The following is a 12056-nucleotide window of genomic DNA, read 5'->3' as shown; positions in this document are numbered from 1 at the left end:
CCATAAGAGAATCCTCATGAGTATTTCAACTGTAGCCGTCATCGGCGGCGGCACAATGGGTAACGGTATTGCTCACGTTTGTGCCCAGAATGGATGCAATGTATATCTGATTGAAGTGAATCAAGGGCTGCTCGATCGCGCTCTTGGTGCTATTGACAAAAACCTCGCGCGCCAAGTCAGTAAGGGCAAGCTTACCGAGGAAGAGAAGTCAGCGACACTCGGCCGGCTTCATGTAAGCTTAAAGCTCGAAGATGTGTCCAGGGCGGATATCATCATCGAAGCAATCGTTGAGAATGAGGCCGTAAAGAAAGATCTGTTTGGCAAGATTGACGCGTTGGCAAAACCTGAGGCTATTCTTGCTTCAAACACCTCCACAATCTCGATCACTCAGATTGCCGCAGCAACGAAACGTGCTGAAAAGTTCATTGGAATGCACTTCATGAATCCAGTGCCCATGATGCAGTTGGTTGAGATTATTCGCGGACTTGCAACGGATGATGCTACGCATGAAGCAGTGGTCAAGTTCGCTGAGGCACTGGGGAAGACGCCTATCACCGTTAACGACTTCCCAGGCTTCGTTTCCAACCGGATTCTGATGCCGATGATCAATGAAGCAGTCTATTGTCTGATGGAGGGCGTCGGCGAAGCCGAAGCCATCGACGGTGTCATGAAACTCGGCATGAACCATCCTATGGGCCCGCTTGCATTGGCCGATCTGATTGGTCTGGATGTCTGCTTGGCGATCATGGAAGTGCTGCACCGAGATTTGGGCGACACAAAGTATCGTCCTTGCCCGCTGCTTAGAAAGTACGTTGCCGCCGGCTACTTGGGCCGCAAGTCCGGGCGCGGGTTCTATAACTATGCAAACTGAGCTGCAGAGATGATTATTACAACTACTCCTTCCGTCGAAGGGCGCAAAATTGAAGGTTATCTTGGCGTTGTTGCCGGTGAGGCGATAGTAGGAGCAAACATCTTTAAGGATCTCTTTGCGGGAATTCGTGACATAGTGGGTGGGCGCAGCGCCGCCTATGAGAATGAATTGAGAAAAGCACGTGATCTTGCGTTGCAGGAACTCTCGGAAAATGCCCGCGCACTCGGCGCGAATGCGGTCGTTGGGGTGGATCTTGACTACGAAGTCATTGGATCAGGCGGATCAATGCTGATGGTTTCCGCCTCGGGAACTGCTGTCAAGGTTTCCGCGTGACAAGTGTTTGGTCAATACAGAATTAGACATCATTCCTCATTCAGCAAACTATCATAAATGGATCATCTCTTAACTGAACAGCAGCTTGAGGTCAAAAGCGTTATACGTGACTTCGCTGAAAGGGAAATCCGCCCGACCGTGGCAGAACGCGATGAGCGCAGCGAATTTCCCAAGGACATAATCAAGAAGATAGGTGAGCTTGGATTTATGGGGGTCAACACTCCGGAGAATCTCGGCGGCGCAGGTATGGATACCGTCACCTACGCGATCGTCATTGAAGAACTCTCACGAGTAGATCCTTCAGTAGGTGTGATTGTCTCCGTGAATAATTCGCTCGTCTGTTATCCACTGCAGAAGTTTGGAACACCGGATCAGCACGAGAGATACCTGAAGCCACTTGCCGAAGGCAAGCTGCTTGGTGCCTTTTGTTTGACTGAACCTGGAGTCGGCTCGGACGCAGGCGGATTGATGATGTCAGCCGTAAAGGACGGAGATGACTACATCTTGACCGGAGAAAAGGCATTTATCACCAACGGTCTGATGTCTGACACCTATATTGTGATGGCTCGGACCGATAAAGCACAGAAGGCAAAAGGCATTTCAGCCTTCATCGTTGACGCGACGATGCCGGGCTTCAGACGAGGCGCAAATGAAAAGAAGATGGGCATTCGATCTTCGGACTGCTGCATGATCATTCTTGAAGAGTGCCGAGTACCGTCCAAGAACATGCTTGGGAAGGAAGGCGACGGCTTCAAGGTGGCGATGACTGCGCTGGACAGCGGCCGCATCGGGATAGCGGCTCAGGCAATCGGGTTGGCGCAAGGTGCGCTCGAAGAGGCCGTCAAATACGCAAAAATCCGCGAGCAGTTTGGCCACCCCATTTCAGAGTTTCAAGCGATTCAATTCAAGCTTGCGGATATGGAGATGATAACCGAAGCGGCACGACTACTCAATTACAGCGCCGCTCGAAAGAAGGACACCGGTCAGCGTTTTACTCACGAAGCCGCGATGGCAAAACTCTTTGCTTCGGATATCGTCATGCGTGTCGCGATGGAAGCTGTCCAAATTCATGGCGGAAATGGATACCTGAAGGATTTCCCGGTCGAGCGAATGCTTCGCGATGCAAAAGTCACGGAAATTTATGAAGGCACTTCTGAAATACAACGTACAATTATTGCAAGAAACCTATTGAGCAACTAATGGAAACGACCATACAAGAGGAGCGGAAAGTGGCAAAGTCCCGCTTTGACGAAACTCTAAAGATTTGGATGAGCGGCAAGCTGATCCGTTGGGAAGAAGCGACCGTTCATGTGGCAACTCACGCGATGCACTACGGGTCAGCCGTATTTGAGGGCATTCGTGCATACAAAACCGGGCGCGGTACAACAATCTGGGGTTTGAAGCAGCACATTCGCCGCTTGCTTGACTCGGCAAAGATCTATCGCATGCCCATCCCGTTTACGCATGAGCAGATTGAATTGGCCTGTGCCGAGGTTGTGTTGGCGAACAACATGGATGAAGCATATTTGCGTCCCTTGTTGTTCCGGGGGTATCACTCGCTGGGAGTTCACCCCCGTGAGTGTCCGACCGAGTGCGTCGTGATCCCGCTCCGCTGGGGGAAGTACTTGGGAACTGAAGCACTTGAGCTGGGAGTGGATGTCATGGTTTCAAGCTGGAGTCGCATTGCGCCAAACACCATGCCTGCTCTCGCCAAGTCGGCGGCCAATTACGCTAACTCACAGCTGCACGTCATTGACGCGACCAATTTCGGGTTCACCGAAGGCATTGCTCTTGATACAAACGGTTACATTTCCGAAGGTTCTGGCGAGAATGTCTTTGTGGTTCGCGACGGTAAGATCGTTACTCCGCCGCTCGGAGCATCGGTGCTGCCGGGGATTACGCGTGCTTGCGTGATTCAATTGGCACATGAGATGGGCATTCCTCTGACGGAAGGTTTGGTGCCGCGCGAGATGCTATATATAGCGGATGAAGTATTCTTCTCGGGAACCGCAGCGGAAATCACTCCCGTAAGATCGGTGGATAAGGTCATCGTCGGAGAAGGCAAGGCCGGACCGATAACGAAGAGAATCCAGACCGCATACTTCGACATGATCGAAGGACGCCGGGATGACGCGCTCGGCTTACATTACTGGCTGTAAGGCTTAAAAGAAAGAGTTTCATGCGCAGCAGACGATCGGCGCGCGAGTGGGCACTACGGGTACTCTATGCGGTGCGCTTAACGGGCTATCCGGTTGAACAGTGCTTTACGGATATCTTGAAAGGCGCTCGGCAGGATCAGAATATGCAGTTCTGCCGCAAGCTCTGCGACGCCGCGGCTTCAGGAGATGAGCAGATTGACCAAGCAATTCGCCGAGCGGTCCAGAAGTGGGACCTCGCAAGGCTCGCCGTTCTTGACCTGATTATTCTGCGTATGGCAATAGCCGAGTTCTTGTACTTTGACGACATACCGTTCAAAGTCACGATTAATGAAGCAATCGAACTGGCGAAGCAGTATTCAACCGCGCAGAGCGGTCGCTTCGTGAACGGTATTCTCGATGCGGTTTGCGCGGAGCTCAAGAAGACTGATACACGCAAACAGAAGCACGCTGCTGCGGAACCCCAATGAAACTTGGAATCATCTCAGACATTCACGGGAACCTGCCTGCCCTCGAAGCGGTTATTGAAGATTGTGAGCGCCAGGGCCTCGCGTCAATCATCTGCCTTGGCGACATTGTTGGATACGGTGCAAGTCCTAATGACTGTTGCGAGCTTGTACGCGAGAAATGCTTCGCCTGCGTTATGGGTAACCATGACTCTGCGCTTTGCGGTTTGACACCGATGCAGTTCTTTAATGCGTACGCGCGTTCTGCGATTGAATGGTCGGTAAACGTGATGGACGACAGCCATCTGAACTGGCTTAAAGGTCTGCCGCTCGTTCATTCTGTCGAGAGTGTACTGTGTGTTCATGCGACTCCCAAGGACCCGGGCGCGTGGAACTACATTCATAACCCCGACGAAGCCATTCAGCATTTTGACGCAATGCCGCCTGGCCGTACTGCCTTCATTGGGCACTCTCACATTCCAGCACACTTTGCCGGCCCTGAGAATCGTCGCATTATCAACGTTGGATCAGTCGGTCAACCTCGGGACAGAAATCCACAGGCAAGCTATGTGGTTTTTGACACGGAGACCGGCAGTTTTCGCTGGAGTCGTGTTAGCTACGACATCCTGAAAGCCGCACAAGCGATTCGCGACGCGGGATTGCCGGAGTTTCTGGCCTCAAGATTATTCATCGGAATGTAAGGAAATCTGTTGCAGCAACGGAAGGGCGGCAAACGTGCCGCCCGAATCATTCCTCAAAGTACGACACCTAAGGGATCATGTTCGACCTAATCCTCTCCAAGATATTCGGCACAAAGCACGACCGCGCGGCAAAGAAGCTGCGTCCTCTGGTTGAAGCCGTGAATAAATGGGAAGCTGAATTCCAATCGCTGACCGACGATGAACTCCGCGCGAAAACTGATGAGTTTCGGGCGCGCTTGGCAGACGGGGAAACACTTGATGACCTGATGGTCGAAGCGTACGCCGCCGTGAAGAATGCCTGCCGTCGATTAGTTGGCCACGAATACGAAGTTCGCGGGCAAAAGGTGACGTGGAACATGATTCCTTATGATGTGCAAATCATTGGTGGAATTGCACTTCATCAAGGGAAAATCGCTGAAATGGCGACGGGTGAAGGTAAGACTCTCGTCGCAACGTTTGCATTGTACTTGAATGCATTGCCCGGGAAAGGTGCGCACCTTGTCACGGTCAATGACTACTTGGCTCAACGCGACGCCGAATGGATGGGTCCGGTCTTTCAAATGCTCGGGTTGTCTGTAGGTGTTATTACTTCGGACATGCCGCCCCATCGTCGGAGAGAAGAGTACGGCAAGGACATCACCTACGGCACAAACAACGAGTTTGGCTTTGACTATTTGCGCGACAACATGGCCCTGCACATGGACTATGTTGTGCAACGCGGACATCACTTTGCAATCGTCGACGAAGTGGACAGCGTGCTGATTGATGAAGCGCGTACTCCGCTGATTATCTCTGGGCCGGTCGAGCACTCCACACAGCGGTTTGACGAGATGAAACCGCCGGTTGAACAGCTGGTGCGGCTGCAATCACAGTTGATAATTCGACTTGCCGACGAAGTCGAAAAGATGTTGACTGAGCCGAAGTTCGATGAATATGAAGTTGGCAAGCGATTGCTGAAACTTCATCGCGGCTACCCCAAGCACAAGCGCACTCTGAAGTTGTTTCAGGAGCCGTCGAACGTCCAGCTACGTCAACGCGTTGAAAATGAGTATCTTCGCGACAAGAAGATGCACGAGCTCGACGAGGAGCTGTATTTCTCGATCGAAGAGAAATCGCATCAGACCGATTTGACGGAGCAGGGACGCCTGCAGTTAACCAAATACTATGGCGGCGACCCGGATCTCTTCCTGCTCCCGGACCTCGCGGATGAATTTGCGAAATTGGACGCGAATGAATCCCTCTCCGCGGAGGAGCGTGCGGCCAAGAAGACCGAAATGCAGAGCGTCTACGCACACCGTGCAGAGCGTGTCCAGAATGTTGCGCAGCTTCTGAAAGCCTATTGCCTTTACGAAAAGGACGTAGAGTACGTCGTTCAGGATGGTAAGGTGCAAATCGTGGATGAGTTCACGGGCCGCATCCTTTCTGGACGCAGGTATTCTGACGGATTGCATCAGGCGATTGAGGCCAAGGAAGGCGTCAAGATCGAGCGGGAAACACAGACGATCGCCACGATCACACTGCAGAATTACTTCAGACTCTATAGCAAGCTCGCGGGCATGACGGGAACTGCGGAGACGGAGGAGTCTGAGTTTTACTCGATTTACAAGCTTGAAGTTATGGTCATTCCGACGCATCAGCCGATACGTCGTAATGACATGAACGATCTCATCTACCGCACGAAGCGCGAGAAGTATAACGCAATTGTCGAACGCATTGCCGAGCTGCACACGAATCGCCAACCCGTGCTCGTAGGAACTGCGTCGGTTGAAGCTTCAGAATTGCTTTCGCGCATGCTGAAGGGTCGTCGAATTCCGCATGAGGTGTTAAACGCTAAACAACATCAGAAGGAAGCGGAAATCATTGCCAAGGCAGGTCAAATCGGTGCGGTCACGATCGCGACCAACATGGCCGGTCGCGGCACAGATATCAAACTGGGACCGGGCGTCGTCAACTGGTCTGGCGATGAGAACGACAAATCCAATGCGGAGGGCGGTCTCTTCATTCTGGGAACAGAGCGTCACGAATCTCGCCGGATTGACCGTCAGCTTCGCGGCCGCGCGGGTCGTCAGGGTGACCCCGGATCCAGTCAGTTCTACGTTTCCCTTGAAGATGATTTGATGCGTCTTTTTGGCTCGGATCGGATGGCCTCCGTCATGGACCGCCTTGGACTGAAGGAAGGAGAGGTCATCTCGGCGGGTATGATAACCCGTTCGATTAGTCGTGCTCAACAGCGCGTCGAAGAATATAACTTCTCTATCCGCAAGCACTTGCTGGAATACGACGATGTAATGAACCAGCAGCGCTCGGTTGTTTACTCGCGCCGAAACATCGCCTTGCGAGGCGAAGACCCCTCTGCGCTGATCGACGAAATGATCGGCGACTATGTGGATTACATTTTCGAGAAGCACGGTGAGGGCGATGACCTGAATCGCGAAGCCTTCACCGAAGAAATTATGCGGACATTTCTCATCGATCTGTCGCGCGATGAGGAATTCTTCCACTCTTCCCCTGCACAACAGCATGATAGTCTGACCCGCAAGATTGAAGAGGCACGAGCCAACCGCGGAGCCCTGCTTGGAGAGGAATTGTTCCGTGAACTGCAGAGACAGGCAATCCTCCGCGTTATTGACATGAAGTGGAAAGACCACCTGTATGCGATGGATGGTCTCAAAGAGGGCGTCGGTCTGCGCGCCTATGGTCAAAAGGACCCGTTGATTGAGTATAAGAAGGAGGGTTTCAAGCTCTTCCAGGGGATGTTGGACGAGGTCAACGCCGATGCACTTAGAATTATTTTCAGCTATCGCCTCCAGGCGGAGCAGCAGGGCGGTGAAATCCCGTCGCAACCGAGAGTAAGCAGGACTCCTGCTATGACGTATTCCCATGCAAGCGCGGCAGGATTAGCCTATAGTCAAGCGTCCACACAAGGGGGCGGCCAGCCTTCTGCGCAAGCTGGCGGTGCCACGCAGGTCGGAAAGAAGGAACCGGTAAGGGTCGGGGCTCGCGTGGGTAGAAATGACCCATGTCCTTGTGGAAGCGGGAAAAAGTATAAGAAGTGCCACGGCGCGACCGAAGAAGTTTCAGGCTGAGAAGGCTTGCCTTTAGCAGTTTTTTTCCTTACAATGAGGCGGTAGCAGGGAGACTGATGGCTAAAAGTAATACTGCCCTTCACTTAGAATGCCGGCAGCTTTACCGTGGAACCAACCCCCGATTTCGGAGGTAACAAGGAAGGCCACTGCATGGACCAACGGATCGTTGAGATTATTTTGTATGTAATCGGCGAAATTGAATCTCGCCGTGTAAATCTGGATGAAATTGATGGTATCTCTGAAGACTTGATTCGACAGGGTTTTTCTCGGCGTGAAGTGGCGACGGCCTTTTCGGTGTTCAATCACCGCATGGCAGGGACGAGGCAGCGTTCGCAGATTCAGGAGCCGGTCAATCCCAATGCCTATCGTGTCCTGCACGAGATTGAATCCAATTACATCAGTAGTGAAGCTCTGGGCCATATCCTGCAGTTACTCCGTTTGGGTGTGTTGACTCACGGCGATACTGAAGAGCTCATTGAGCGATGCGTGATGATGGGATCGCCTGCCGCCGATGTTTCTGAGATGAAACTCATGGTGGCCACCCATCTGTTTGAGAAAGAGTTGCTTCCCGGTGAAAGCATGATGCCGGCTGCCTCGGCTCGCATGTCGCCTGAACTGATACATTAAGACGGAAGCTTGCCTGAAAAACGGGCAGAATCCACGGATTTTCATGGAATTAGCCGCACAATTCGGCTGCCATTCGTAACGTTACTCACTAAGCTTTGAGCCTGTGCTCGAAGCTTTTGCTTTCTGAAGGATATGCCGACCAAGAAAACAACAAAGAAGAAAAGCGCGTCAAAATCCGCAAAAACTGCGGCAAAGAAGACGTCCTCCGCCACAAAAAAGGTGTCAAAGAAGTCTGTGTCGCGAGAAGCGACTTCCTCAAAAAAGGCATCGGCTGCGCGAACGGGCGCGGCGACAAGGAGGCCGTCCCGCAGTGCTGCAATGCACGAAGTGTCAGCGGTTGGGCGCAAATTCGTTATTGTCGAATCACCGGCGAAGGCGCGCACTTTGTCGGGTTATCTCGGGAAGGAATATGCGGTGGCCGCATCAGTAGGCCACGTGCGCGACCTCCCAGAGAAGAAACTCGGAGTTGACCTTAAGAATAATTTCGAACCCGAGTACGTCACGATAAGCGGGAAAGAAGACGTTTTGACGATGCTCCGCCGAAATGCGCGGGATGCTTCGGAAGTGTTTATTGCGACGGACCCTGACCGCGAAGGCGAGGCGATCGCCTTCCACATAGCAGAGGAGATAGACCCTCAGCACAAGACGAAGATTCGCCGAGTTCTTTTTAACGAGATCACGCGGGATGCCGTCAAGAAGGCACTCTCGCGTCCGGGTGAGTTGGACGGTAAGAAAGTGGACGCGCAGCAGGCGCGCCGTGTGCTGGATCGCCTCGTAGGTTATTTAGTGTCTCCCCTGCTTCAGAAAATCATTGCTCGTGGCCTGTCGGCAGGCCGAGTCCAATCGGTTGCATTACGGCTTATATGTGAACGAGAAGCCGAAATTCGCGCTTTTACTCCGATGGAGTATTGGACGATTGCCGCCTTGCTTACAGCAAGCAAGCAAGAGACATTCGAAGCCAGACTCTCAAAGATCGACGGCAAGAAGGCGGAAGTCTCGGACGAGAAATCTGCGAAGGCAATTGTCAAGGAATGCACGGGAAAAGAGTTCAAGTTAACGGACCTCAAGTCCCGCCCAACCAAGTCCTCGCCCTCCGCGCCGTACACGACATCGACTCTGCAGCAGGATGCGGCACGGCGATTAAGTTTCTCCAACGATAGAACCATGTCGGCGGCTCAACAACTCTATGAAGGCGTGGAGTTGGGCAAGGATGGTTCGGTCGGACTAATCACGTACATGCGTACGGATTCCGTGCGAGTTTCTCCGGAAGCCTTGACCCACTTGCGTGAGTTCATCGTGGACCGCTACGGAAAAGAGTATCTGCCCGCCCATCCTCGCCTGTTCAAGACCAAGAACGCGGCTCAAGACGCGCATGAAGCGATCCGTCCGACGGATGTGACCCGCGACCCGTCGTCAGTCAAGAAATACTTGAAGCCTGAACAATTCAAGTTATACGAATTGATTTGGAAGCGTTTTGTTGCGTCGCAAATGGAAGAGGCTCGCTTTGAAGTGACGACCGCGACGCTTGAGGTCGGGAAGTACGAGTTTCGCGCCAACGGCCGTCGTATGCTTTTCCCGGGCCATCTGCAAGTCCTTGCGGAAGTGGCTGACGAAACGCCGCATGATGCGCGCGAGCAGCTTGAAACGGAAATGACCAATGAGCTGCCCGAACTGAAGGTTGGCAAGCAGTATCCAGCGGAGAGAGTTACCCCCACGCAGCACTTCACGGAGCCGCCTCCCCGATACAATGCCGGCTCTTTGGTGAAAACTCTGGACGAACTCGGGATTGGAAGACCGAGCACCTACGCTCAAATCATCTCGGTACTCGTTAAACGCAAGTACATCACAAATGAGCAGCGACGCTTCCAGCCGACCGAGCTTGGCGAGGCCGTCAACAAGGTCTTGATTGAGCAATTCCCGGACGTGTTTAACGTGTCGTTCACTGCTCAAATGGAAGAAGAGCTGGACTCCATTGAGAATGACGGTGTAAAGTGGCAGAAGGTCGTGAAAGACTTCTACAAACCATTTTCGGCCGACCTCGAACGTGTGAAGCAGAATCGTGACGAGATAAAGAAAGGCACTCAGGAAGTGCTGGACAAGCCTTGTCCGGAGTGCGGCGGAGAATTGGTCATGAAGTGGGGTCGTGCGGGCAAGTTCATCGCATGCACGAATTACCCCGAATGCCGTTATACTGAGCCGCTGGAAGGGGAGAAAGCGCCTGAAGTGCCGGAAACTCCCTGCCCGAAATGCGGGAAGCAGATGGCGCCCAAGCGCAGCCGCTTCGGCTGGTTCTTAGGTTGCACAGGCTATCCCGAGTGCAAGACGATCCTGCCCATGCCTGACCCCAACGCCATTGACTGTCCCCGCGAAGGCTGTGGCGGAAAGATCAGTGCACGCAAATCGAGACGGGGAAAACTCTTCTTCGGATGCTCCAATTATCCCAACTGTGATTTTGTCAGCTGGAACAGACCGATCGCGGAAAAGTGTCCGGCCTGCGGGAACAACTATATGGAGGAGAAGAACCTGAAAGCAGGTCTTATCCACCAATGTCCGAAATGCAAGCACAAAATCGAGATAGAGCAGGCGGCGAAGTCATAAGTCTTGGGTCCTTCGTGGACGCCTATGTGCAGGACCTTGCTCGCCGCAAACGCTCGCCGCACACTCAAGCTGCGTACAAGCGTGACCTGTTTCAAGCTATCGCGAGCCTCAAGAGTCAGCTTGATCGTACTCCCGAAATCGCTGATTGGATGTATGAGAACCTGCGAGACATCATGTATCGCTGGGCCGCCGACGACTTAGCCCCCTCGACGCTGCAACGCAAGCGCGCCGTATTGAGTGACTTCTCGAAGTTTCTTTTGCGGAATAGCGCAATTACCCAGAATCCCGTTGCACTGCTTGACCCTCCTCGGGTGAAGAAGCCGCTACCGCATATCTTCTCCGAATCTGCGTTAGCCGAGTCTCTGGATAGTCTTGGTGATACATGGCCGAATGTGCGGGATCGAGCTCTTCTCGAGCTACTATATGGCGGGGGACTCAGAATTTCCGAGGCCTTAGGATTAAGTTTGTCGGACATCGACATACGTCGCGGAACTGCGCGCGTTTTAGGCAAAGGAAGCAAGGAAAGGGTCGTCCCGCTCTCCCTGGCGTCGCTTCAGGCCCTGCAGGACTACCTGGCAAGTCGTGGACGGCAGTTTCCTGATTGTCCGTCGGACCCTCTGTGGCTATCTGACCGCGGAAAACCGCTCAGTCGCTTCAGGGCAGCGAAAATCATCAAGTCGCGGCTGGGCAGCCTTTTACCGGAAGCCAGTCCGCACAAGCTAAGACATAGTTTTGCAACGCACTTACTTGCGCGAGGTGCAGACCTTCGTGCGGTACAGGAATTGCTCGGTCATGCATCAGTTCGGACGACCGAGCGCTATACGCACGTGACAGCTCGCCGCCTGCGAAAAGCCTACCAACAGGCTCACCCGCATGCCGACGAGACCAAAACCACAGACGAAATCGGCGGGGACAATACCCCCCAAAGGACAGAGCCATGAGAACTCAGATTACCGCAGTTCATTTCAACGCCACGGACAGCTTACGGGAATTTGCCGAACAGGAAGTTCAACGACTCTTGAAGTTTGCGGATGACATTTTGAATTGCGAAATCCAGTTCACTTTTAACAAGCAAGAGAAACGTGCCAATGTGCGGGTTAGCGTGGATGGCACTGTGTTGATAGGTTCGGCCATATCCGAAGACTTCCGCAAATCAATAGTCCTTGCAGTGGACAAACTCGAAGCACAGATCAAGAAGCATAAAGATAGATTGCAGACACGCCACTAAGTTGTGAGCG

General features: G+C 53.0%; 11 protein-coding genes. All 11 read left to right on the top strand.

Features of this window, described 5'->3' with window-relative positions; all coding sequences use genetic code 11:
- The first annotated feature begins 16 nt into the window (after positions 1–16).
- The 11 genes from KJZ99_09470 (at position 17) to raiA (ending at position 12046) form a co-directional block, all read left to right on the top strand.
- Positions 17–871, top strand: coding sequence for a 3-hydroxybutyryl-CoA dehydrogenase (locus KJZ99_09470; GenBank protein MCL4306132.1), 855 nt, complete (start codon positions 17–19; stop codon positions 869–871).
- A 9-nt stretch (positions 872–880) separates the two neighbouring features.
- Positions 881–1204, top strand: a complete 324-nt coding sequence (locus KJZ99_09465) for a heavy metal-binding domain-containing protein (protein MCL4306131.1) — start codon at positions 881–883, stop codon at positions 1202–1204.
- Positions 1205–1261: 57 nt separating this feature from the next.
- A complete protein-coding gene (locus tag KJZ99_09460) occupies positions 1262–2404 on the top strand; it encodes an acyl-CoA dehydrogenase (protein MCL4306130.1) in 1143 nt (380 codons plus the stop codon).
- The gene (locus tag KJZ99_09455) at positions 2404–3363 is read left to right on the top strand and encodes a branched-chain amino acid transaminase (protein MCL4306129.1); all 960 of its coding nucleotides are present in this window, start codon (positions 2404–2406) and stop codon (positions 3361–3363) included. The genes KJZ99_09460 and KJZ99_09455 overlap by 1 nt, the downstream gene beginning before the upstream one ends.
- Before the next feature lie 20 nt (positions 3364–3383).
- Positions 3384–3830 carry a transcription antitermination factor NusB gene (gene nusB / locus KJZ99_09450; protein ID MCL4306128.1) on the top strand — a complete coding sequence of 149 codons (447 nt, stop codon included), beginning with the start codon at positions 3384–3386 and terminating at the stop codon, positions 3828–3830.
- Positions 3827–4507 (top strand): metallophosphoesterase family protein, encoded by a 681-nt coding sequence (locus KJZ99_09445; protein ID MCL4306127.1) that lies wholly within the window; start codon positions 3827–3829, stop codon positions 4505–4507. The genes nusB and KJZ99_09445 overlap by 4 nt, the downstream gene beginning before the upstream one ends.
- 77 nt (positions 4508–4584) lie before the next feature.
- Positions 4585–7593 carry a preprotein translocase subunit SecA gene (gene secA / locus KJZ99_09440; GenBank protein ID MCL4306126.1) on the top strand — a complete coding sequence of 1003 codons (3009 nt, stop codon included), beginning with the start codon at positions 4585–4587 and terminating at the stop codon, positions 7591–7593.
- A 150-nt stretch (positions 7594–7743) separates the two neighbouring features.
- Complete coding sequence (locus tag KJZ99_09435; protein MCL4306125.1) at positions 7744–8220, top strand: DUF494 family protein; 477 nt, start codon at positions 7744–7746, stop codon at positions 8218–8220.
- A gap of 132 nt (positions 8221–8352) precedes the next feature.
- Positions 8353–10818 carry a type I DNA topoisomerase gene (gene topA, locus KJZ99_09430; GenBank protein MCL4306124.1) on the top strand — a complete coding sequence of 822 codons (2466 nt, stop codon included), beginning with the start codon at positions 8353–8355 and terminating at the stop codon, positions 10816–10818.
- The gene (locus tag KJZ99_09425; GenBank protein MCL4306123.1) at positions 10767–11759 is read left to right on the top strand and encodes a tyrosine-type recombinase/integrase; all 993 of its coding nucleotides are present in this window, start codon (positions 10767–10769) and stop codon (positions 11757–11759) included. The genes topA and KJZ99_09425 overlap by 52 nt, the downstream gene beginning before the upstream one ends.
- On the top strand, positions 11756–12046 hold the full coding sequence (raiA, locus tag KJZ99_09420) for a ribosome-associated translation inhibitor RaiA (GenBank protein MCL4306122.1): 291 nt from the start codon (positions 11756–11758) through the stop codon (positions 12044–12046). The genes KJZ99_09425 and raiA overlap by 4 nt, the downstream gene beginning before the upstream one ends.
- Positions 12047–12056 lie beyond the last annotated feature (10 nt).

It is taken from the genome of bacterium, from assembly GCA_023382385.1.
GTDB lineage: Bacteria > Electryoneota > RPQS01 > RPQS01 > RPQS01 > JABWCQ01.
The sequence above is the reverse complement of the archived record's forward strand: the minus strand, read 5'-3'. Positions and strand labels throughout refer to the sequence as shown.

Coding starts and splice junctions, on each gene's coding strand:
- KJZ99_09470 (MCL4306132.1), top strand. CDS start 17: ATGAGTATTTCAACTGTAGCCGTCATCGGCGGCGGCACAATGGGTAAC.
- KJZ99_09465 (MCL4306131.1), top strand. CDS start 881: ATGATTATTACAACTACTCCTTCCGTCGAAGGGCGCAAAATTGAAGGT.
- KJZ99_09460 (MCL4306130.1), top strand. CDS start 1,262: ATGGATCATCTCTTAACTGAACAGCAGCTTGAGGTCAAAAGCGTTATA.
- KJZ99_09455 (MCL4306129.1), top strand. CDS start 2,404: ATGGAAACGACCATACAAGAGGAGCGGAAAGTGGCAAAGTCCCGCTTT.
- nusB (MCL4306128.1), top strand. CDS start 3,384: ATGCGCAGCAGACGATCGGCGCGCGAGTGGGCACTACGGGTACTCTAT.
- KJZ99_09445 (MCL4306127.1), top strand. CDS start 3,827: ATGAAACTTGGAATCATCTCAGACATTCACGGGAACCTGCCTGCCCTC.
- secA (MCL4306126.1), top strand. CDS start 4,585: ATGTTCGACCTAATCCTCTCCAAGATATTCGGCACAAAGCACGACCGC.
- KJZ99_09435 (MCL4306125.1), top strand. CDS start 7,744: ATGGACCAACGGATCGTTGAGATTATTTTGTATGTAATCGGCGAAATT.
- topA (MCL4306124.1), top strand. CDS start 8,353: ATGCCGACCAAGAAAACAACAAAGAAGAAAAGCGCGTCAAAATCCGCA.
- KJZ99_09425 (MCL4306123.1), top strand. CDS start 10,767: ATGTCCGAAATGCAAGCACAAAATCGAGATAGAGCAGGCGGCGAAGTC.
- raiA (MCL4306122.1), top strand. CDS start 11,756: ATGAGAACTCAGATTACCGCAGTTCATTTCAACGCCACGGACAGCTTA.